The 19,598-nt window shown below is 67.1% G+C and carries 21 protein-coding genes; 16 read left to right on the top strand and 5 right to left on the bottom strand.

Going from position 1 to position 19,598, the window contains the following annotated elements:
* The first annotated feature begins 82 nt into the window (after positions 1–82).
* The 5 genes from IB268_RS18495 (at position 83) to IB268_RS18475 (ending at position 5,376) form a co-directional block, all read left to right on the top strand.
* Complete coding sequence (locus IB268_RS18495; protein ID WP_192354617.1) at positions 83–1,027, top strand: LysR substrate-binding domain-containing protein; 945 nt, start codon at positions 83–85, stop codon at positions 1,025–1,027.
* 71 nt (positions 1,028–1,098) lie between these two features.
* On the top strand, positions 1,099–2,019 hold the full coding sequence (locus IB268_RS18490) for a LysR family transcriptional regulator (RefSeq protein ID WP_054450193.1): 921 nt from the start codon (positions 1,099–1,101) through the stop codon (positions 2,017–2,019).
* 169 nt (positions 2,020–2,188) lie between these two features.
* On the top strand, positions 2,189–3,397 hold the full coding sequence (locus IB268_RS18485) for a CaiB/BaiF CoA-transferase family protein (protein WP_082400642.1): 1,209 nt from the start codon (positions 2,189–2,191) through the stop codon (positions 3,395–3,397).
* Positions 3,398–3,467: 70 nt separating this feature from the next.
* Positions 3,468–4,427, top strand: a complete 960-nt coding sequence (locus IB268_RS18480; RefSeq protein ID WP_119450837.1) for a tripartite tricarboxylate transporter substrate binding protein — start codon at positions 3,468–3,470, stop codon at positions 4,425–4,427.
* A 22-nt stretch (positions 4,428–4,449) separates the two neighbouring features.
* The gene (locus IB268_RS18475) at positions 4,450–5,376 is read left to right on the top strand and encodes a hydroxymethylglutaryl-CoA lyase (protein WP_192354616.1); all 927 of its coding nucleotides are present in this window, start codon (positions 4,450–4,452) and stop codon (positions 5,374–5,376) included.
* Between the two features lie 14 nt (positions 5,377–5,390).
* On the opposite strand, the gene IB268_RS18470 is transcribed toward IB268_RS18475, so the two are convergent.
* Positions 5,391–5,828 (bottom strand): universal stress protein, encoded by a 438-nt coding sequence (locus tag IB268_RS18470; protein WP_054450200.1) that lies wholly within the window; start codon positions 5,826–5,828, stop codon positions 5,391–5,393.
* Between the two features lie 93 nt (positions 5,829–5,921).
* Positions 5,922–7,478: an AMP-binding protein gene (locus tag IB268_RS18465; protein WP_192354615.1), complete on the bottom strand. Its 1,557-nt coding sequence runs from the start codon at positions 7,476–7,478 to the stop codon at positions 5,922–5,924.
* Positions 7,479–7,704: 226 nt separating this feature from the next.
* Here IB268_RS18465 and IB268_RS18460 point away from each other — a divergent pair, with 226 nt between their 5' ends.
* Positions 7,705–8,718: a tripartite tricarboxylate transporter substrate binding protein gene (locus IB268_RS18460; RefSeq protein ID WP_192354614.1), complete on the top strand. Its 1,014-nt coding sequence runs from the start codon at positions 7,705–7,707 to the stop codon at positions 8,716–8,718.
* 6 nt (positions 8,719–8,724) lie between these two features.
* Here the strand turns inward: IB268_RS18460 and IB268_RS18455 are convergent, their stop codons facing one another.
* On the bottom strand, positions 8,725–9,633 hold the full coding sequence (locus IB268_RS18455) for a LysR family transcriptional regulator (protein ID WP_192354613.1): 909 nt from the start codon (positions 9,631–9,633) through the stop codon (positions 8,725–8,727).
* Between the two features lie 87 nt (positions 9,634–9,720).
* On the opposite strand from IB268_RS18455, the gene IB268_RS18450 reads away from it, so the two are divergent.
* The 10 genes from IB268_RS18450 to IB268_RS18405 all read left to right on the top strand — a co-directional run bounded on the left by IB268_RS18450 (position 9,721) and on the right by IB268_RS18405 (position 18,198).
* On the top strand, positions 9,721–10,881 hold the full coding sequence (locus tag IB268_RS18450; protein ID WP_119450842.1) for an acyl-CoA dehydrogenase family protein: 1,161 nt from the start codon (positions 9,721–9,723) through the stop codon (positions 10,879–10,881).
* A complete protein-coding gene (locus IB268_RS18445; RefSeq protein WP_175181166.1) occupies positions 10,878–12,017 on the top strand; it encodes a CaiB/BaiF CoA-transferase family protein in 1,140 nt (379 codons plus the stop codon). The genes IB268_RS18450 and IB268_RS18445 overlap by 4 nt, the downstream gene beginning before the upstream one ends.
* A gap of 117 nt (positions 12,018–12,134) precedes the next feature.
* Positions 12,135–12,926: a uroporphyrinogen-III C-methyltransferase gene (gene cobA / locus IB268_RS18440; RefSeq protein WP_175181167.1), complete on the top strand. Its 792-nt coding sequence runs from the start codon at positions 12,135–12,137 to the stop codon at positions 12,924–12,926.
* Positions 12,905–13,252, top strand: coding sequence for a cytochrome c (locus IB268_RS18435; RefSeq protein WP_192354612.1), 348 nt, complete (start codon positions 12,905–12,907; stop codon positions 13,250–13,252). The genes cobA and IB268_RS18435 overlap by 22 nt, the downstream gene beginning before the upstream one ends.
* A gap of 7 nt (positions 13,253–13,259) precedes the next feature.
* Positions 13,260–14,429, top strand: coding sequence for a cytochrome D1 domain-containing protein (locus IB268_RS18430; protein WP_192354611.1), 1,170 nt, complete (start codon positions 13,260–13,262; stop codon positions 14,427–14,429).
* Complete coding sequence (locus IB268_RS18425) at positions 14,419–15,417, top strand: AsnC family transcriptional regulator (RefSeq protein ID WP_225591412.1); 999 nt, start codon at positions 14,419–14,421, stop codon at positions 15,415–15,417. Before IB268_RS18430 ends, IB268_RS18425 begins: the two co-directional genes overlap by 11 nt.
* Positions 15,410–15,895 (top strand): Lrp/AsnC family transcriptional regulator, encoded by a 486-nt coding sequence (locus tag IB268_RS18420; RefSeq protein ID WP_192354609.1) that lies wholly within the window; start codon positions 15,410–15,412, stop codon positions 15,893–15,895. The genes IB268_RS18425 and IB268_RS18420 overlap by 8 nt, the downstream gene beginning before the upstream one ends.
* Position 15,896: 1 nt before the next feature.
* A complete protein-coding gene (locus IB268_RS18415; protein WP_054450220.1) occupies positions 15,897–16,415 on the top strand; it encodes an Lrp/AsnC family transcriptional regulator in 519 nt (172 codons plus the stop codon).
* Between the two features lie 13 nt (positions 16,416–16,428).
* Positions 16,429–17,568 carry a heme d1 biosynthesis radical SAM protein NirJ gene (gene nirJ, locus IB268_RS18410; protein ID WP_125470934.1) on the top strand — a complete coding sequence of 380 codons (1,140 nt, stop codon included), beginning with the start codon at positions 16,429–16,431 and terminating at the stop codon, positions 17,566–17,568.
* Positions 17,569–18,198 (top strand): DUF4202 domain-containing protein, encoded by a 630-nt coding sequence (locus IB268_RS18405; RefSeq protein WP_054450225.1) that lies wholly within the window; start codon positions 17,569–17,571, stop codon positions 18,196–18,198.
* A 35-nt stretch (positions 18,199–18,233) separates the two neighbouring features.
* On the opposite strand, the gene IB268_RS18400 is transcribed toward IB268_RS18405, so the two are convergent.
* Together IB268_RS18400 and IB268_RS18395 are read right to left on the bottom strand one after the other, a co-directional pair.
* Entirely contained in the window at positions 18,234–19,226 is a 993-nt protein-coding gene (locus IB268_RS18400; protein WP_225591411.1) for a bifunctional precorrin-2 dehydrogenase/sirohydrochlorin ferrochelatase, read from the bottom strand.
* Between the two features lie 14 nt (positions 19,227–19,240).
* On the bottom strand, positions 19,241–19,588 hold the full coding sequence (locus IB268_RS18395) for a cytochrome c (RefSeq protein WP_118931727.1): 348 nt from the start codon (positions 19,586–19,588) through the stop codon (positions 19,241–19,243).
* Positions 19,589–19,598 lie beyond the last annotated feature (10 nt).

Here is a 19,598-nt window from a genome sequence, read left to right as displayed (position 1 = left end):
GCGGGGGTCTCGGAAACGTGGCAATGGGCTTCAGTGTCCGGCCGGCCCTAAAATCAATCAATCCTGGTCAGAGATAAATGATATGAACCAGATTGATATCGAGTCAGCCGACTTGAACCTGCTCAAGATCTTCGAGGCCATCTATGACGAGGGCGGAGCGGGACGTGCCGCGCTGCGCCTGGGCGTGACGCAGTCCGCTGTCAGCGCGGCGCTGGGCCGCCTGCGCGCGCTTTACGGAGATCCCCTGTTCACGCGTACCGGCAGAGGGCTGACGCCCAGCCTGCGGGCGCGCGAACTGCGGCCCGTCATTGGCGAAGCCCTGGACAAGTGCCGTCAGAGCCTGTCGCTGGCGCGGCCTGGCGCGGCGGGCTTTGCCGGCAGGTCGGTGACGCTGGGGCTATCGGACGATTTCGAGATCGCACTGGGACGAGACGCGATCCACGCGCTGGCGCAGAGCGCGCCGGGGCTGCGCCTCATCTTCCGCCAGACCCACAGCCGGCTGGCGGCCGACATGCTGATGGCGCGCGAGGCGGACCTGGTGATCGCTTCGGGCGGACTGGCCTCGCAGGCCTTGCAGCGCGTGACGGTCGGGCAGGGCGGCTATGCCTGCCTGCTGGATCCCGCCAGCGTGGCGCCAGGCCAGACCACCTTGTCGCTGGAGGAATTCATCCGCCGCCAGCACATTCTGGTGTCGTCCGGCGGCTTCATCGGGGTGGTGGATGAAGTGCTGCACGGGCTGGGACTGACGCGCCGGGTGCAGGCCTCGACCACGCATTTTTCGGCGTTGGCGTTCCTGTTGCGGGGCAGCGATGCCTTGTCGACCTTGCCCGCGCACGCGGCGCGCGGCCTGGCTGCCGCTTCCGGCCTGCGCGTGCTGCCCTGCCCGGTCGCGATGCCGGGCTATGCCATCGAAATGGGCTGGCGCGCCGACGCCTTGCGGGATGAGGCAGTGGCCGTGGTCAGGCGCGGTTTGCTGGGCTTGCTGAATGGCTACGCATGGGAGGGCGGTATGGGCGTGCGGGGTTAAAGGCGCAAGGCGCCCCGGACCGGGAAAACCCCGATCCCTGCGCAGGCGCGCAAGGCACGACACTTCCCGGCATGAAGCCCGTCCCGTCTCCCCCGCCGCATCCCCGCGATATCGATCCCGTCTCGCTCCGCCTGTTCCTCGCAGCGCTGGAGGAAGGCAGCCTGGCGCGCGCCGCCGCCCGCGAGAATATCGTTCCTTCCGCCGTCAGCAAACGTATGTCGGAGATGGAGGATGCCTTCGGCGTGCCGCTGCTGGAACGCGGGGTCAGGGGCGTGCAGCCCACGCCGGCAGGCAATGCGCTGGCCACGCACGTGCGCATGGTGCTGCAGAGCATGGACCGCATGCGCCGCGAGATGGCGGGCTTTGCGACCGGCGTGCGCGGCAGTATCCGGCTCGCGGTTAGCGTGGCGGCGCTGTCCGGCGAACTGCCGGCGCAGATCCAGTCCTTTCGCCGCGCCTATCCCCAGATCGATATTTCCCTGGAAGAGGGCACCACCCAGGAGGTGTTCCGCGCGGTGCTCGACGGCCAGGCCGACGTGGCGGTGGGTTCCGATTTTGGTCATGACGGTTTGCAGGTCTTTACCTGTGGCCGCTGCGATCTGGCGGCGGTCGTGCCCGGCCAGCATCTGCTGGCCGACCGCGACACGCTGGACTACGCGCAATTGCTGCCCTTCGAGCAGATCGAACTGAACCGCGACAACGGCATCAGCGCGGTGTTCGAGCAGGCGGCGCAGGATGCGGGCGTGGCGCGGCGGATCAGCGCGCGGGTCAGCTCGCATGAAACCATCTGCATGCTGGTGGCGCGCGGCATGGGCGTGGCCGTGGTGCCCATGTATCTCAAGGCGCGCCACGCCAACCTGGACATCCGCTTCATTCCGCTCTCCGGAGCCTGGTCCAGCACTTCCTTGTGCATCGCCGTGTTGGGGCTGGACGCCTTGCCGCCCGCCGCTCGCGTGCTGTTGGCGCATCTGGGCGTGGCGGAGGCCGCCTGAAACGACGGGGCTCAGGGCTTTCCCGGACGTTCCCAAACGAGAATGCCCCCGTGCTGAAAGAGCGCTACCCGCTGATCCGGCTTGCCGCCGATGATGGGGCATGGGGCGGCGGCATGCATCGATCTTGCCGTTGCCTGTTTTTCAGCGCATCAGGCCCGAGGATATGCAGATGGCAGCAACACCGGCTTCACCCTTCATGGACCACACCGAATTACCGCTGCGCGGCATCAAGGTGCTGGAGCTGTCCCACATGATCATGGGCCCGGCGGCCGGCCTGGCGCTGGCGGACCTGGGAGCCGAGGTCATCAAGGTGGAGCCGATCGAAGGCGACCGCACCCGGCGCCTGAAGGGCTCGGGCAGCGGCTACTTCCCGGTCTTCAATCGCAACAAGCAAAGCCTGGCGATCGACCTGAAGGCGCGCGAGGGGCAGGCCGTGGTGCGCCAGCTGGCCTTGCAGGCGGACATGGTAGTGGAGAATTTTCGCGACGGCAGCCTGGCCCAGTACGGGCTGGACTATGAGTCGCTGTCGGCCGAGAACCCTGGGCTGATCTACGTATCGCTCAAGGGCTTTCTGTCCGGCCCCTACAAGCAGCGCACCGCGCTGGACGAAGTGGTGCAGATGATGGGCGGGCTGGCCTACATCAACGGCGGCGCGGACACGCCCCAGCGCGTGGCGGCCTCTGTCAACGACATCCTGGGCGGCACCTTCGGCGTGGTGGGCGCGCTGGCGGCGCTGCACGACCGCCACGCCACGGGGCGCGGCAGGCATGTGCGCTCCGGCCTGTTCGAGAACAACCTGCTGCTGGTCGCGCAGTTCATCGCGCAATACCAGCTGACGGGCGCGGCGCCCAAGCCCATGGGCGCGGAGCGCCGGCCGCCCTGGGGCGTGTATGACGTGTTCGAGACCGCCGACGGCCGCGTGTTCGTCGCCGTGGTGGGCGATGCGCAATGGCGCAACTTCGCCCAGAAATTCCTGCCGCCCGAGTGGGCCGCCGATCCGCGCCTGGCCACCGCCGTCGACCGCGAGGCGGCGCGGCCCTGGCTGGTGCCGGGCGTGGGCGAGATCCTGAAGACCTGGAAGACCGACGAGCTGTGCGCGGCACTGGAAGCCGCCGGCCTGTCCTATGGCCCGATACGCCAGCCGCACGACCTGCTGGACGATGCGCACCTGAACGCCGGCGGCGCGCTGCTCAAGACCCGGCTGCCGGACGGCGGGGAGATATCCGCGGCGGCGCTGCCCATCGAGTTCGACGGCCTGAAGGCCGGCAAGCGTTCCGATCCGCCGCGGCAGGGCGGCGACACGCAGGCCATCCTGCAGGGCCTGGGCTGGGATGCCGCGCGCATCGAGGTCCTGCGCAGCGCAGGCGTTATTGCATGAACGGGCGGTAGCGCCCGATATCGGTCGAGGCGGCGCAGACCGCCAAGACTTCCATCAAAGAGGAGACAAGATGATCCGCAAACTGTTCGCGGTGGCCGCGCTGGCCGCCGCCTGTGCCGCACACGCCCAGGACTATCCCAGCAAGCCCATCCGCATCATCATCCCGTCCACGCCGGGCGGAGGCACCGACTACATCGGCCGCCTGATGAGCACCAAGCTGCATGAACTCAACGGCTGGTCAGTGATTCCCGAGAACAAGCCGGGCGCGGGCACGGCGCTGGGCCTGGCCGAAGCGGCGCGCTCGCCTGCCCAGGGTTACGACCTGGTGATCGGCCAGTCCGACAACGTCACCCTGATTCCGCTGCTGATGAAGGTGTCGTACGACCCGGTCAAGGACCTGGCGCCGGTGGCGCTGGTGGCCACTACGCCCATGGTGTTGCTGGTATCGGACAGCTCGCCCTACAAGACGCTGCCCGAAGTGATCGACGCCGCCAAGAAGGATCCGAACAAGATCTCCTATGGCACCTCGGGCACGGGTGGCGGCGTGCACATCGCCATCGAAATGCTGCAGCACGCGGCCGGCTTCAAGATGCAGCACGTGCCGTACAAGGGCTCGGCCCCGGCGCTGGCGGACCTGATGGGCGGACACCTGCAGTTCGCGGGCTCTTCGATTTCGTCGGCGGCCACGCTGATCAAGTCCGGCAAGGTGCGCGCGCTGGCAGTCACTTCGCCCAAGCGCAATCCGGCGCTGCCGGAGGTGCCCACGGTCGCGGAGCTGGGCTACAAGGATTTCAGCGTGGTGACCTACTACGGCGTGCTGGCCCCGGCCAAGACGCCGTCCGCGGTCGTGTCGCGCCTGAATAGCGACTTCAACAAGCTGCTGGCGCGCAAGGACGTGCAGGAGGCGCTGGCCTCGCAAGGCCTGGAAACCGATCCGGTGTCCACCGAACAGTTTGCCGCGTTGATCAATTCGGACATCGCCAAGGCGCGCCAGACCATCGAAAGCGCGGGCATCGTGGTGCAGCAGTAGGCCGGCCGGGAAAGGACAGCACATGAACCAGGAAATCAGGCTTTGCGAAGTGGGTCCGCGCGACGGGCTGCAAATGGCCAAGGGCATGATGTCCGCGGCCGACAAGCTGCGCTGGATCCGGCAGCTGGCCGACGCCGGCCTGCGCGAGATCGAGGCGGGCAGCTTCGTGTCGCCGCGCTTGGTGCCGCAGATGGCCGATACGGGTACGGTCCTGCCCGACGTCCTGAAGATCGAGGGCTTGACGGTGGTTGCCCTGGTCTGCAACCTCAAGGGCGCCATTGCGGCCTACGAGGCTGGCGCGCACGCGCTGTCGTTTCCTGTCTCGGTCAGCGACACGCATAGCCGCGCCAACGTCGGCAAGGGCACCGACGCACAGGTGGAGGTGCTGGCCTCCATCGTCGATTGGGTGCGGGCGCAGCCGCGGCCCGTGCGCATCGATGCGGCGGTCGCCACCGCCTTCGGATGTTCGATGGAAGGCGCGGTGCCGGTGCGCCGTGTCGCGCAGGTGGCCGCCGCCGCCGCGTTGGCCGGCGCCGACGAGATCGCGCTGGCCGACACCGTGGGCTATGCCCATCCGGCGCTGGTGCGCGATGCGGTGCGCGCCGCGCAGGACGCCGTGGGCGCGCGCCTGGTCAAGCTGCACCTGCATGACACGATGGGGCTGGGCCTGGCCAATGCGCTGGCCGGGCTGGACGAAGGCATCCGCGCTTTCGATTCCTGCCTGGGAGGCCTGGGAGGCTGTCCCTTCGCGCCTGGCGCGTCGGGCAATATCGTCACCGAAGACCTGGTCTTCATGCTGGAAAGCATGGGCTACCGCACGGGCGTGGATCTGTCGCGGTTGCTGCAGGCGCGGCCCTTGCTGGCCCAGGCGCTGCCGCAGGAAAGCCTGCGCAGCGGCGTGGCCGCCGCTGGCATACCGAAGACCTACGGAGCGCGCGCCGCGGTCTAGTCCAAGCGCCGGTCTTAGCGGTAGACGATCACCGGCAGCGTCGAATGCGCCATCACCTTCTGCGTCTGGCTGCCCAGCAGCACGGCCGCCAGTCCGCCGTGGCCGCGCGAGGCCATGGCGATCAGGTCGCAGCCTTGCGTCATGGCGATATCGATGATGGTCTGCGCCGGGTTGTTGCTTTCGCGCATTTCGGTGGTGCAGGGCACGCCCGCGGCGCTGGCTTGCGCGGCCGCTTGCGACAGGTACGACTTGGCGAGTTCCTGGGCCTCGCGCTCATATTCCGTATGCACGCCCTCCAGGTGCACCGTTTCCATGGAGGTCGGGCGGTAGGCGCTGTACACCGTCAGCACCGTGACGCTTGCGCCCAGGGCGCTGGCCAGGCCCAGTCCTTGCGCCAAGCCAGCATAGGAACGCTCGGATCCGTCGATGGGGATGAGTATGTGCTTGTACATGACAACCTCCTGAGGGTGTGGAGGGCGGCGCGAGTCCGCGCGGCCCTAGGAGCGTGAACAGCATCTATCCCCATACTACGCCTAGTGGTGCCCTTAGCCCACCTTTCTCTCCTCATGCGCCCAGTGCGCGTCCCTCAGTTGCTTGCGCGCGAGCTTGCCGTTGGCGTTCTTCGGCAACTCCGCCACCAGTTCGATGCTGCGAGGCTTCTTGAAATCCGCCAGGTGCTTGCGGCAATGCTCGATCAGATCGGCCGGGGTGGTGGTGTCGCCAGGCTTGAGCACGAGCACAGCCTTGACGGACTCGCCCCACACCTTGTCGGGCACGCCGAAAACGCAGGCTTCGTACACGCCCGGATGCTGATACAGCGCCTGTTCGACTTCAGTAGGGTAGATATTGAATCCGCCCGAGATGATCATGTCCTTCTTGCGGTCCACGACATAGAGGAAACCTGCATCGTCCATCCGAGCCAGGTCGCCGGTATGCAGCCGGCCATCGCGCAGGGCTTGCGCGGACAGCTCGGGTTCGCGCCAATAGCCTGCGAAGATGTCGGGGCCGGTGGCGGTAATCTCACCGACCTCGCCGGGCGCGACCTCACGGCCGTCTTCGTCCAGCAGACGAACCTCGCTTTCGCCGAATGGACGCCCGCAGGAGAGCAGCCGTTCCGGGTGGCCCGACATGGCTGCGGCATGGTCCAGGGCACTCAGCAGCACCAGGCCGCCGGTGGTTTCACCCGCGCCATAGCCCTGGCTGAGCTTGGGTCCCAGGGCTTCCCAGGCTTCGCGGATGCGGGCCGGCGCCATCGGCGCGCCGCCATAGGAAATCTGTCGCAGCGCGCTCAGGTCGTGCTGATGCAGCCGCGGATGCGCGATCAGCATGTTGACCATCGTGGGCACCATGAAGCTGAAGGCGGCGCGATGCCGGGCAGCGGAGGCCAGGAAGCTCTCGGGGTCGAACCGGTCATGCAGCAGGATCGTTCCGCCCTGGAACAGGAAGGGCTGCATGAACATGCCGCTGGCGTGGGTAATGGGGCCGGCGAGTGCCAGCACTTCGCCGGGATTGGCGCGCATGCGGCCCATCACGACCTTGCGCAGCGACGCCAGGCGGTTGCCTACCGTCTGCATGGCGGCCTTGAGCTTGCCCGTCGAGCCCGACGTAAAGTGCAGCACGGCCAGGTCGCCGGGTTGCATCGGCACGTCCGGGTTGCTGTCGGCGGCCGACTCCAGCAGGCGTTCGTATGAGCGCCAGCCTTCGATGTCGCTGGCGCCCATCACCAATCGATGCTGCACGTTCTCCAAGCCGTCCAGCAGGGATTGCGCTGCTTCCACATGGGCTGGGTCCACAATGAAGGCCGCCGCATCGGCATTGTTGACCGAATCCAGCACCTCCTGGTTCGACAGGCGCGCGTTCAGGGCCACTTTCACCAGTCCCGCCTTGTACAGCGCGCATTCGAGTTCGATGATCTCCGGGCAATTCCAGGCCAGAATGGCGACGCGATCGCCTTTCTTCAGCCCCAGGCCCAGCAAGGCGTTGGCCAGGCGGTTGGAGCGGGTTTCCAGCTGTCCGAAGCTCAGCGTCCTGTCGCCGAAAATGACGGCGGGACGGTCGCGCCAATAGCGCGCATTGCGGGTGGTGTATCGGCCTTGGTTCATGGTGTGTCCGTGTCTGGGGTTGGCTTGCCGCTATCCTGCGGGGCGGCAAGGCGCCCGCGGATAACCAGGACGCGAATCCTCATGCCGCGCCGTTATCGTGCGGGGGCGATTCCCCTGCGTTATGGAAATCGTTGGATGCGGCATGACGTTCAGGCGGCCTGCGGGTTACCTCTATGCGAAAGCGGGGCCAGCATCGGTCCCGCCTTGCACAAGAACAGGAGACAACATGAACCAGCGAAATTTCCGCCTGCGGGACAGGGCGGCCCGTTGCCTGGCGGCCGTCAGCCTGGGGCTTGCCGCGCTCATGGCGGGACCCGCGCAGGCGGCTGGCGCCGGGGCTGCCGGCTACCCCGACAAGCCCATACGCTTCATCGTGCCGTTCTCGGCTGGCGGCCAGTTCGACTACATCGCCCGCCTGGTCGCCGTGCCCCTGGGCAAGGAACTGGGCCAGCCCATCATCGTCGAGAACGTGGGCGGGGGCGGCGGCAATCTGGGGGGCGCCAAGGTCGCGAACGCGCCTGCGGACGGCTACACCCTGCTGGAGTACGGCGGCAACTTCGCGATTGCCAAGCATCTTTCGCCCAAACTGTCGTTCGACCCCATCGCGGATCTGGCGCCTGTATCCGGACTCAGCATCGCTCCGCACGTGGTCCTGGTCAGCAGCGCCTTGCCGGTCAAGACATTCCAGGAGCTGCTCGCATACGCCCGCGCCAATCCAGGCAAACTGAGCTACGGCAGCCCGGGGGTGGGCTCATCCATGCATCTGACGTTTGAAACGCTCAAGCAGCATTTCGGCCTGGACGCCATACACGTGCCCTATCGGGGTGGCAGCAACGCGCTCAATGACCTGGCAGGCGGCCAGATCGATATCGGCATCGTTGCGGTCGCGCCCGCCATGCCCTTCATCGCCTCGGGGAAGATCCGTGCGCTGGCCGTCACCAGCGCCAAGCGCGCCGCTTCCCTGCCAGAGGTGCCTTCGGTGGCCGAGCTGGGATATGCCGGCTTCGACAGCGGCAGCTGGGCGGGAATCGCCGTGCCGAAAGGCACGCCGCAGGAAATCATCGACCGGCTGAATGCCGCCGTCGGCCGCGCGATGCAGGATGCCCAGGTGCTGGAGGCCTTGGCGTCGCAATCGTTCACGCCCATACCCGGCACGCCGCAGCAGCTGCGCAAGCTCATCGATGATGAGTCCGCCCGCTATGGGCCGCTCATCGACAAGCTGGGCTTGCAGGCGGATTGAGGAGGGCTAGGCGCCCGCCCGGGCCCGGGCATGCTCCCGCAGGATTTCCAGCAGCCGCTGCGTCAGCGGCGACTGGTAGCTGTTGCGCCGCGTCAGCACGCCGATCTGCCGATGCCATGTCATGTCGTCCAGGGGCAGGATGCTCAGGCCCTGGCCGGCATGCGCGGACAGGGTGATTTCGCTGACCAGCGTCAGCAGGTCCGTGCTGTGCAGGATGCCCAGCAATCCCGATACCGACGCGTTGGATTCGATCGTCACGTTGGGCGGCGCCGACCCGTGTTGCTCGAACTTGGCTTCCAGCCAGCGGCGTGATGCCGCCTGCGGTCCCGGCAGCATCCACTGGCACCCCGCCAGATCGGCAAAGCGGACCTTGCGGCGGCCCAGCAAGGGATGGCCCGGACGCACGGCAACGAAAAGCTTGTCTGCGAACAAGGGTTCCCGTTCGAACTCCGCCGCGGAGGCGGATTCGAACAGCGAACTGATGGCGAAGTCCAGGTCTCCCTGGCGCAACGCCGGAATCAAGGCATCGTTCAGGCTGACCATGACCTGGACCTTGGCGGCGGGTCGTTGCGCCAGCAGTTCGATGCAGGCCGGATTGAAGAACGATTCCGCGAGCAGCGGCGTGACGCCGACGCGCAGCAAGCCGATGCTTCCGCGGTGCAGGTCACCCGCTTCCTGCATGGCGTCGTCGAGTTCCCGCCTTGCCTGCATCGAGCGCTGGTAGAACGCGCGTCCTGGAATTGTCAGCTCCATGCCCTTGGGCGTGCGGACAAAGAGCTGCAGTTTCAGTTCTTCTTCCAGGCGCCGGATGCCCTTGGTCAGTGCAGGCTGGCTGACGCCTATGCCGTCGGCGGCCCGGCCGACATGGCCCAGCCGCGCGACCGCCAGGAAATAGTCCAGATCTTCCAGCCTCATGATTCCGCCAGGTTATTGAAAACGAAGAAAAGATAATTGCGAGGATGCCGGGCGCTGTCAAGCTGGGGACTACTCAAAGGAGACGACATGGCCCAAGACGACAAACAGGCGCTGACCGGCCTGCGCGCCCGGTTGCAGCAGTACCTGCAGGACGAACTCATACCGCTGGAACAGTCGCTCGGCCTGGGGTACGAGGACAAGTTCGGGCGCGACCTGGTGCAGTCCGTGTGGAAACGATGCCGGGCGCTGGGATTCTATGGAGCGCAGTTGCCGCGCGAGCTGGGCGGGCAGGGGCTGTCCTACCGCGACCTGTGCGTGCTCAAGGACGACGTCGCGGCATCCGGCGCCATCCTGTTCCCCCATGTGCTGGGGGATTGGGGCGGTCCTTCGCGCATCGGCAACCTGGTCCAGTATGCGACCCCGTACCAGCACGACCGCTACATCATGCCCGTGGTCAACGCCGAGCGCGGCGCCTGCTTCGCCATGACCGAGCCGCAGTCGGGCTCCGACGCTACCCGCTTGCAGACCGTCGCGGTGGCCGACGGCGACGATTACATCGTGACCGGGGTCAAGCACTACATTACCGCCTCGACGTTCGCCGATTTCGCCATCACCATGTGCGTCACCGATCCTGACCGGGGCGCGGAAGGCATATCCGCGATTTTCATCGATCTGGACAGCCCCGGCGTACGGCTGGTGCACGATTGCGTGCCGATGACAGGCCAGTATGTCGATGCGGACATCGTGCTGGATCAGGTCCGGGTGCCGAAGAAGAACCTGATCGGCAAGGAAGGGCAGGGTTTCAAGATCGCCATGAACCGCGTCAGCGTAAACCGCCTGCTGCATTGCCCGACCATGATAGGCCTGGCGCGCCAGGCTTTCAGGCTGGCTGTGGACTACGCCAAGCACCGTCAGCAGTTTGGCGGCCCCATCAGCCGCTTCCAGGCCATCCAGCACATGCTGGCCGACATGGCGACGGCCCTCTATGCCTGCGAACAGATGGTGCTTGCCACGGCAGAGCGTGCCGACTCGGGCGAGGACGTGCGCGATGCGGCGTCGATGTGCAAGCTGTTCGTGTCCGAGCGTTGCTTCGAAATTGCCGACAAGGCCATGCAGATCCATGGAAACGTGGGAGTGACGAAGAACCATCCGGTGGAGTTCATCTTCCGCCGCCTGCGCCTGTACCGCATCGTCACTGGAACCAGCGAAATCCAGCGCAATACCATCGCAAAGGGGATACTCGCATGAGCGCCGGCGCAGAGCAGGGGGCGGCGGGCTACCTGAGCGGCATGTCTGTGCTCGACCTGGGCCAACTGCACCCTGGGCCGTACACCGCCATGTTGCTGGGACAGTTGGGGGCAACCGTGATCAAGGTGGAAAAGCCGCAGGGCGACACCGCTCGCCAGTTGGGAGCCGAGACCTTCGCCAAGTACAACCGGGGCAAGCAGTCCATCTGCCTCGATCTGAAGCGCGAAGAAGACAAGCGCGTCCTGCTGCAACTGGTGGCAGGCAGCGACGTCGTGGTGGAGGGTTTCAGGCCTGGCGTAATGGCCAATCTGGGACTGGACTACACGCAATTGGCGCGCGTCAATCCGCGGGTGGTGCTGTGTTCGATTTCGGGATTCGGGCAGACAGGGCCCTATGCGCAACGGCCCGGCCATGACGTGAATTACATGGCCCTGGCCGGATACTGGGCCGTGCCGTCGCAGGTGCGCGATGTCATGGCGCGGCCGCGATTGCGTCTGTCGGATTACTGCGCAGCCATGCACGCCGCGCTCGCGATACTGGCTGCCGTGCAGGACGCGCGCGAGTCCGGCGTGGGGCAGCATTTGGACGTGTCAATCCATGACACCATGACGGCATGGATGGCCCCTGCATTGCAGGCGATGAACGGTCCCGCTGGCCCGGAGGTGGCGCATCTGCCGCATGTCATGCCTGACAACGACGTCTTCGAGACGGCGGACGGCCGGCATCTTGCGCTCGGCATTCTGGAGGAATCGTTCTGGCGCAACCTTTGCGTGGCGCTGGCCCCGGTCTGCCCGGATCTGAACGCGCCGGGCTACCAGACGAGGGCGGGGCGGATGCGCGAAAAGCGGGTCTTGAACGATCGACTGCGTGAATTGTTCAAGAGCCGCAGCCTGGCGGATTGGGAACGCCTGTTCGACGGTCACGATATCCCCTGGGCGCCAGTACTGCGGCACGATGAAGTGTTCGAGGACCCGCACGTCAGACATCGCGGGGTCGTTGCCGATACGCCGGCAGGACGCGTGGTGGGCTTCCCGGTGAAGTTCTCCAAACCCCTGCCGTCGATGGCGCGGGAGGTCCCCGGCCTGGACCAGCATCGCGCACAGATCCTGGCGCGTTTGCGCGCCCAGGCGTCCTGAACGCCCCTGGCGCACCCATTGCACTTGCGTCGACCGTACCTATTGCAGCCGCCTGTCGCTTCCTACACTTCCTCCTGAAGCCTTATTTTGCGCAGCCTGGCTGCAAGGGAGGGAGTAGTGAGCGGAACGGTTTACCTGGTTGGCGCCGGTCCGGGCGATCCCGAATTGCTGACGGTGCGCGCCTCGCGGCTATTGCAGCAGGCCGATGCCGTGGTCTGCGACAGGCTGGTGGGCGGCGGCATCCTGCCCCTCATCAATCCCGCCGCGCAGTTCCATGACGTAGGCAAGATGGCGGGCGACTGCCGCCACCGGCAGGAAGACATACATCAGCTGCTGTTGGCGCTGGCGGGGTCTTGCTCCCGCGTCGTGCGCTTGAAGGGCGGCGATCCGTTCATTTTCGGGCGCGGCGGCGAGGAGCTGCTGTTCCTGTCGCGGCACGGCGTGCAGGTTGAGGTCGTGCCGGGCATCAGCGCCGCCAACGGCTGCGCGGCAGCGCTGGGCATACCCCTGACGCATCGGGGCGTGGCGGCCAGCGTGCGTTTCATCACGGGTCATCTGCGGGACGACGCCGGCCTTGAACTGGACTGGAGTTCGCTGGCCGATCCCACCTGTACCCTGGTGTTCTACATGGCGGTGGCCAACGCCGCCGAGATCGTCGCGTCCTTGCAGCGGCATGGGCGCGGCGGCGACACGCCGGCCGCGCTGGTTCATTCCGGCACCACCGAAGCCCAGGACTGGACGGTGGCCCCCTTGCGCCAGATTCCGCAGCTGGTGGCCGGCTTCAAGCCGCCCACGCTGCTGGTGGTCGGCGACGTGGTGCGACTGGCGCAGCGCGCCTGGTCCGCCGCCGCGGCGGGACAGCTGTTGTTGCGTGACGCGGCCGAGCCATGCGCCCCGGTCGCGGCCTGACATGCCTGGCGCTGGCCTGTTGCACGGGGCTGGGAGCGGCGGTGGGCCGGACGCAGGCGGCGCCGGACCTCGATCCCGCCGATCAGCAGCGACTCATACACCTGGTGCGGCAGGACTGCGGCTCCTGCCATGGATTGCGCCTGAATGGCGGCCTGGGGCCGGCGTTGACGCCGCAAGCGCTTGCTGGCAAGCCGCCGGCCTATCTCGAACAGGCGATTCTGCACGGGCTGCCCGGCACCGCCATGCCCGGGTGGCGCGGCATGCTTGCGCCCGACGAAGCCGCCTGGATCGCCGCGCGGCTGCTCAAGGGCTTTCCAGAGGAATAAAACGTTCATGAAACTGCGTTTCCTGCTCGTCCTGGCCGCCGTTGTGCTGGCCGGCTGCGCCGCGGCCACCGACCCGCGCGGCACCAACGACCTGGGCATGGTGATAGAGCGTGCCGACGGCGCCGTCTCCATCGTCGAAACCAGCGGACAGACCCGGCTGGCGCGGGTCGAAGGGCTGGGCGACCTTTCCCATGCGCACATCGCCTATTCCCGCGATGGCCGCTACGGCTACGTCTTCGGCCGGGACGGCGGGCTGACCAAGGTGGATCTGCTGTGGAAACGCGTGGACCGTCGCAGCATCCAGTCCGGCAATGCGATCGGCGGCGCCATTTCGCAGGACGGGCGGCTGATCGTGGTGCAGAACTACACGCCCGGCGGCATCAAGGTCTTTGACGCTGTGACCTTGCGCCAGATCAGCGAAGTGCCCGCCGAGTATGCGCCGGGCAGGCGCTCCAAGGTCGTCGGCCTGGCGGACCTGCCTGGACAGAAGTTCGCCTACGCGCTGTTCGACGCGGGCGAGATCTGGATCACGGATCTGTCGGACCCCGCCCGGCCGTCCACACAACGCCACAAGGCCGGTCGCCAGCCCTACGACGCGCTGGTCACCCCGGACGGCCGCTATTACATCGCCGGGTTGTTCGGCGAGGATGCGCTGGCCATGATGGACCTCTGGCATCCGGAGGCCGGCGTGCGCAAGATCCTGCAGGGCTATGGGCGCGGCGAGGAGGCGTTGCCGGTCTACAAGATGCCCCACCTGCGAGGCTGGAGCGCGGCGGGCGGACGCCTGTTCCTGCCCGCCATCGGCAGGCACGAGGTGCTGGTGGTGGATACCGCCACCTGGCAGGAGACCGGCCGCATCGCCACGCTGGGCCAGCCGGTGTTCGTCATGGCGCAGCCCGATGGCCGCCGCGTCTGGGTCAACTTTGCGGTGCCGGACAACGGCCAGGTACAGGTCATCGACACCGAAACCCTGGCCGTGGTCCGGACGCTGGCACCTGGCCGCGGCGTGTTGCACATGGAATTCACGCCGCGAGGAGAGGCGGTATGGCTGTCGGCGCGCGACGATGACCGGGTGGTGGTGTATGACACCCGGACGCTGCAACGCGGCGCCACGCTGGACATTCCCAAGCCCAGCGGCATTTTCTTCACCAACAGGAGCGGCCGCATTGGCTTCTGAACTGTCCGATTCCGATCTGCGTCTGCTCGATGGCTGGCAGCGGGACTTTCCGCTGGTCTCGCGGCCCTACGCCTTGCTGGCCGAGCGCGTCGGCCTGGATGAAGACACGGTGCTGGCGCGCTTTCAGCGGTGGCAGCGCGAGGGGCTGGTGAGCCGTGTCGGTCCGGTGCTGCACCAGTCCTGCTTTGCCAGCGCGCTGGTCGGCATGCACGTGCCGTCCGCCCGCCTGGATCAGGTTGCCGCCTACGTCAGCAGCCTGCCACAGGTCAATCACAACTACGAGCGCGAACATGCCTTGAACTTGTGGTTCGTCGCCGCCTGCCGCAAGCCTGGCGCGTTGGCGCGCTTGCTGGCGCGGATCGCACAGGCCTCCGGCTGCGAGCCGCTGGCCTTGCCCATGGAGGCCGAGTACCACATCGACCTGGGTTTCAGTCTGAGCGCGCCACAACAACGCACGACGCCGCAGCGCAGCGGCGGACGAGCCGTGCTGCCACCCGCCGGCAGCGCGCAAGAGACCTTGCTCCATGCCGTGCAGGATGGGTTGGACCTTTGCGCGCACCCCTATCGCCGGTTGGGACTACTTGCGGGGCTGGATGAGGACGAGACGCTGCGCCTGCTGGAGCGCTGGCAGCGCGCAGGCCTGTTCCGCCGTTTCGGCGTGGTGCTGAGACATCGCCAGCTGGGCTTTCGCGCCAATGCGATGTGCGTCTGGAACGTGGACGACACGCGGGTGGATGCGCTGGGGCAGCGGCTTGGCGCCGAGCCCGGCGTCACGCTTTGCTACCGGCGCACGCGGCGCTTGCCGCAATGGCCCTACAACCTCTTCTGCATGATCCACGGCAAGGAGCGGAAAGCGGTGCAGGCGCTGCGCAATGCCATCGCCGGCCGTCTTGGACTTGATGCCTGGCCGCATGCGGTGCTGTTCTCGACCAGATGTTTCAAGCAGCGCGGTGCGAGGTTCGTGCCGGAAGAGGCGACGCATGGTTAGGTCCAAGGACATTGCCGCGGGCATGCCGCTGGGCTTGGACGCTGCCGACCGCAAGCTGGTCAACCGCCTGCAGGGCGGCTTTCCGATCAGCCCGCGTCCGTTCGCGGACGTCGCGCGGGCGCTGGGGCTGGACGAAGACGCCGTGATCGCGCGGGTAGCCCGCTTGCGCGAGTGCGGCGCGCTGAGCCGTTTCGGCCCGTTGTTCCAGATCGAGCGCGCCGGCGGCGCGTACTGCCTGGCGGCGATGGCCGTGCCGCAGGCGCAATGGGAGCGGGTCGTGGCCCTGGTCAACCGCCGGGTCGAAGTGGCGCACAACTACCGCCGCGAGCATGCGCTGAACATGTGGTTCGTGCTGGCGGCGGCTGATCCCGCCGAAGTTGCCGCCTGTTTGCGCGCCATTGAGCAGGAGACGGGCCTGCCCGTGCTGGCGTTTCCGAAGGAGCGCGAGTACTTCCTTGAAATGAAGCTGGAGGTCTGAGATGGACGCAGCCGGCCTGACTCCGTTCGAACTGTCCCTGGTCCGCGCCACGCAGGAGGGGCTGCCGATCCGGCGGGATCCATACCGGGCCGTGGCCGCGCGGCTGGGCGTCACCGAAGCCGAGGTGATGGCGCAGTTGCGCGACATGCTCGCGCGCGGCGTGATACGGCGCATCGGCGTGGTACCCAACCACTACGCGCTCGGATTCGTGGCCAACGCCATGTCGGTCTGGGACGTGGAAGACGGTCAGGCCGACGCTGTGGGAGCCTGGTTGGGCCAGCGCGCGGACGTGAGCCATTGCTACCGGCGTCCCCGGCATCCGCCGCTGTGGCGCTACAACCTCTACGCCATGCTGCACGGGACCGATCGCGCGGCGGTGCTGGCGCGCATCGATGAAGTCGCCGAGGCCTTGCACGCGCGCTTTCCGGACGCCCTGCGTGCGCACGACGCGCTGTTTTCCTCGGCAATCCTGAAAAAGACCGGTCTGCGCCTGAAAGAAGGCCAGGGGCCGGCAGCATAGCGAGGAATTCCGCATGTTCCGCATCTCTGCCTTCGTGTCTGAACTGCTGCGTCCCACGCCGCTTGCGCCGCGCCGTGGGGCGGCCGGGCCCGTGGTGATCTGGAACCTGATCCGGCGCTGCAACCTGCATTGCCGGCATTGCTACTCCGCTTCGGTCGACAAGGACTTCGCCGGCGAATTGGACTACGCCGAGGTCTGCGCAGTCATGGACGATCTGCATGCCTACGGTGTGAGGGCGCTGATCCTGTCTGGCGGCGAACCGCTGTTGCGGCCGGACATTTTCGATATTGCGCGCCGGGCCAAGGCCATGGGCTTCTACGTGGGCCTGTCGTCCAATGGCACTCTGATAGACGGGTGCAACATCGAGTCCATCGCCGGTTGCGGCTTCGACTACGTGGGCATTTCGCTGGACGGCCTGGGCGCGACGCACGACCGCTTCCGGGGCGAGGCGGGCGCCTTCGATGCCTCGCTGGCAGGCATCCGGCTGTGCAGGGACCGCGGCCTCAAGGTCGGCATCCGCTACACCCTGACCCAGGGCAACGCCGACGATCTTCCCGGGCTGCTGGCATTGCTGGACGCCGAGAATGTCGACCGCTTCTACTTTTCACACTTGAACTACGCCGGCCGCGGCGGCCGCAACCGGGGCGAGGACAGCCATCACCGCATGACGCGCGCGGCCATGGAGCGGATCTTCGAAACCTGCCTGGAACAAGCCGCGGCCGGCAGACCGCGTGAGTTCACGTCCGGCAATAACGATGCCGACGGCGTGTTCTTCCTGCACTGGGTGCGTCGCCGGTTCCCGCAGAGCGCGCCGCATATCGAGGCCAGGCTGCGCCTGTGGGGCGGCAACGCCAGCGGCATGAACGTCGCGAACATCGACAATCGCGGCAATGTCCATGCCGACACCATGTGGTGGCACTACACTCTGGGAAATGTGCGCTTGCGGCCCTTTTCGGAGATCTGGTCGGATCCCGCCGAACCCTTGCTCAAGCTGCTGCGGCTGCGGCCGCGGCCCGTCAAGGGACGCTGCGCCAGCTGCGCCCACCTGGATATCTGCAACGGCAACACCCGCATCCGTGCGCAGAAGCAGTCGGGCGACCTCTGGGCCGAGGACCCCGGCTGTTATCTGACCGAAGACGAGACAGGAGTGTGAATGGAATTCCCGCCCAACCCGGTGGATGCAGAAGACGCGCCGCTGCAGCGCGCCTGGCAGCTGTTCGATGAGTACAACCGGCGCGATCCCAATCTGGTCGCCTGGAATGGCGCGATGCAGCCGCGCGAATGGCTGCACGCCCAATTCCTCCACGCCTGGGTGACGAAGCTGGCCCCGCAGGCCGGCTCTGCCTTGCGGCTGGCCGCCCGCTGCCAGCACATCGGCCGCTGGGAGGTCCCGCGCGAGGCCTGTCCGGCCGGCAGGGCTGGCTATCTGCAATGGCGCAATACGCTCAAGGAGCATCACGCGGACGTCGCCGCAAGGCTGTTAGCCAGCGCAGGCCATGACGCGCAAACCATGCAGGCGGTGCTGAAGATCGTGCGCAAGCAGGGCATCAAGCGCGATGCCGACGTCCAATGCATGGAGAACGCGCTGTGCCTGGTGTTTTTGGAGCACCAGTACGAGGAATTCTGCGAACGCTATCCGGACAAGGTCGTCGCGGTGTTGCAGAAGACCTGGCACAAGATGGACGAAGCCGGCAGGCAGGCGGCCGCGTCGCTGTCCTTCAGCGAGCGGGGCCAGGCTTATCTGGCGGCTGCGCTGGCGGGTGGCGAGGAAGCGGGGACCTGACTTCCTGATCGCGGCGCTGGTCCGGGGCCGGACGTTCACAGGACGTTGCATGCCACGCCGCAAGCCGATATTCGTCGCGCCAGCAGCTTCGCGTCATGCGCGGTTCCCAGCAGCAGGACGGCGCGCTGGCCCGCCTGCACCTGGCGGGCCAGCCAGTCCAGTCCCGCGCCTGCGGCCACGGCCGGATCAGGCTGCAGGCCCGGGCCTTTCAGCTCGATTCTCGCCGCGTCCCTCCGTGCCTTGTCCAATATGGCCGGATTGACCGCCGGCACGTGCGCGACCAGGTCGGCCTGGTTCAGCAGGCGCAAGGCGCGCAGGGTCAACAGATCGGCGGGGCCGTCGGCGGCTGCCAGTATCGTCGCGCTGCCTGTGCGGGGCAGGGTATCGGCCTGCATCGCGGCTTCGAGGGCCAGACCGGCCTGCCTGCCGTCGTCGGCCGCCAGCAACGAGGGCAGCGGGCCGTCCAGCATCCAGTCGTAGAAGTCGCGACGTTGCTCCAGGTCGCGGAAGCGCGCAACGATGCGGTTGCGATAGCGTGCCGCGAGCCGGGCCAGATCTCCCGTGCTTTCGTCGAGCAAGGCTTCGAGCCGTTCGCGGATGCGCCGCGCCAGCACGGGCGCACAGCCTCCTGAAGAAATCGCCACCACCAGCGGAGAACGGTCCAGGATGGCGGGCACTTGTATCGTCGAAAGAACGGGATCGTCGACCACGTTGCAGGGGATGCGGCGCGCAAGCGCCGCCGCGGCAACCGCCTGGTTCGTGCCGCCGTGATCGGTAGCGGCCACCGCCAGCCAGGCGCCGTCCAGGCAGGCCGGCGAGAAGACGGCCGGCATATGCTGGAACTGGTCCTGGTCCGCGGCTGCGCGCAGCCAGGGCGTCAGGGCCGGCGCCGCCACGGCAACGGCGGCGCCGGCCCTGAGCAGCAGCCTGATCTTGCGTTCGGCCACGGCCCCGCCGCCCACCACGACCACCCGCCGGCCGGCCAGGTTGAAGTACACCGGGAAGAGCATCGCGGATGGCGCGTCCATGGCGGCCTGCTCCCTTACTTGCGGCTGGAGAAGTACTGGGCCAGTTCCTGGATGGCTTCGGGGCTCAAGGGCTCGGCCATCGAACTCATGACCGGGTCATTGCGCTCCCGGGTCTTGAAGGCATTGAGCTGTTTGACCAGGTACTCCGTCTTCTGCCCAGCAAGATTGGGGTACAGGCCGACGGCGCTGATGCCGTCCGCGCCATGGCAGGAGGCGCATAGCGGCAGCATGGCGGAGACGCGGGGCGAGAGCGTGTCGGGATTGCCGCCGGCGACCAGGGCGGGCTGCCCGTCGGCGGCCAGCGCGTGCGCGGCGGCCTGGGACAGCAGCAGTGCCGTGAGTATGCGGAATAGCGTTTTCATATGTGGGTTC

The sequence above is a fragment of the Achromobacter sp. ACM01 genome, from assembly GCF_014851745.1.
Classification (GTDB): Bacteria; Pseudomonadota; Gammaproteobacteria; order Burkholderiales; family Burkholderiaceae_B; genus Achromobacter; species Achromobacter aegrifaciens.
This window is presented reverse-complemented; position numbering and strand designations above follow the sequence as displayed.

What these genes read in the sequence shown, in the direction of transcription:
- IB268_RS18495 (WP_192354617.1), top strand. Translation starts at nt 83, where the DNA reads ATGAACCAGATTGATATCGAGTCAGCCGACTTGAACCTGCTCAAGATC.
- IB268_RS18490 (WP_054450193.1), top strand. Translation starts at nt 1,099, where the DNA reads ATGAAGCCCGTCCCGTCTCCCCCGCCGCATCCCCGCGATATCGATCCC.
- IB268_RS18485 (WP_082400642.1), top strand. Translation starts at nt 2,189, where the DNA reads ATGGCAGCAACACCGGCTTCACCCTTCATGGACCACACCGAATTACCG.
- IB268_RS18480 (WP_119450837.1), top strand. Translation starts at nt 3,468, where the DNA reads ATGATCCGCAAACTGTTCGCGGTGGCCGCGCTGGCCGCCGCCTGTGCC.
- IB268_RS18475 (WP_192354616.1), top strand. Translation starts at nt 4,450, where the DNA reads ATGAACCAGGAAATCAGGCTTTGCGAAGTGGGTCCGCGCGACGGGCTG.
- IB268_RS18470 (WP_054450200.1), bottom strand. Translation starts at nt 5,828, where the DNA reads ATGTACAAGCACATACTCATCCCCATCGACGGATCCGAGCGTTCCTAT.
- IB268_RS18465 (WP_192354615.1), bottom strand. Translation starts at nt 7,478, where the DNA reads ATGAACCAAGGCCGATACACCACCCGCAATGCGCGCTATTGGCGCGAC.
- IB268_RS18460 (WP_192354614.1), top strand. Translation starts at nt 7,705, where the DNA reads ATGAACCAGCGAAATTTCCGCCTGCGGGACAGGGCGGCCCGTTGCCTG.
- IB268_RS18455 (WP_192354613.1), bottom strand. Translation starts at nt 9,633, where the DNA reads ATGAGGCTGGAAGATCTGGACTATTTCCTGGCGGTCGCGCGGCTGGGC.
- IB268_RS18450 (WP_119450842.1), top strand. Translation starts at nt 9,721, where the DNA reads ATGGCCCAAGACGACAAACAGGCGCTGACCGGCCTGCGCGCCCGGTTG.
- IB268_RS18445 (WP_175181166.1), top strand. Translation starts at nt 10,878, where the DNA reads ATGAGCGCCGGCGCAGAGCAGGGGGCGGCGGGCTACCTGAGCGGCATG.
- IB268_RS18435 (WP_192354612.1), top strand. Translation starts at nt 12,905, where the DNA reads ATGCGCCCCGGTCGCGGCCTGACATGCCTGGCGCTGGCCTGTTGCACG.
- IB268_RS18430 (WP_192354611.1), top strand. Translation starts at nt 13,260, where the DNA reads ATGAAACTGCGTTTCCTGCTCGTCCTGGCCGCCGTTGTGCTGGCCGGC.
- IB268_RS18420 (WP_192354609.1), top strand. Translation starts at nt 15,410, where the DNA reads ATGGTTAGGTCCAAGGACATTGCCGCGGGCATGCCGCTGGGCTTGGAC.
- IB268_RS18415 (WP_054450220.1), top strand. Translation starts at nt 15,897, where the DNA reads ATGGACGCAGCCGGCCTGACTCCGTTCGAACTGTCCCTGGTCCGCGCC.
- nirJ (WP_125470934.1), top strand. Translation starts at nt 16,429, where the DNA reads ATGTTCCGCATCTCTGCCTTCGTGTCTGAACTGCTGCGTCCCACGCCG.
- IB268_RS18405 (WP_054450225.1), top strand. Translation starts at nt 17,569, where the DNA reads ATGGAATTCCCGCCCAACCCGGTGGATGCAGAAGACGCGCCGCTGCAG.
- IB268_RS18400 (WP_225591411.1), bottom strand. Translation starts at nt 19,226, where the DNA reads ATGGACGCGCCATCCGCGATGCTCTTCCCGGTGTACTTCAACCTGGCC.
- IB268_RS18395 (WP_118931727.1), bottom strand. Translation starts at nt 19,588, where the DNA reads ATGAAAACGCTATTCCGCATACTCACGGCACTGCTGCTGTCCCAGGCC.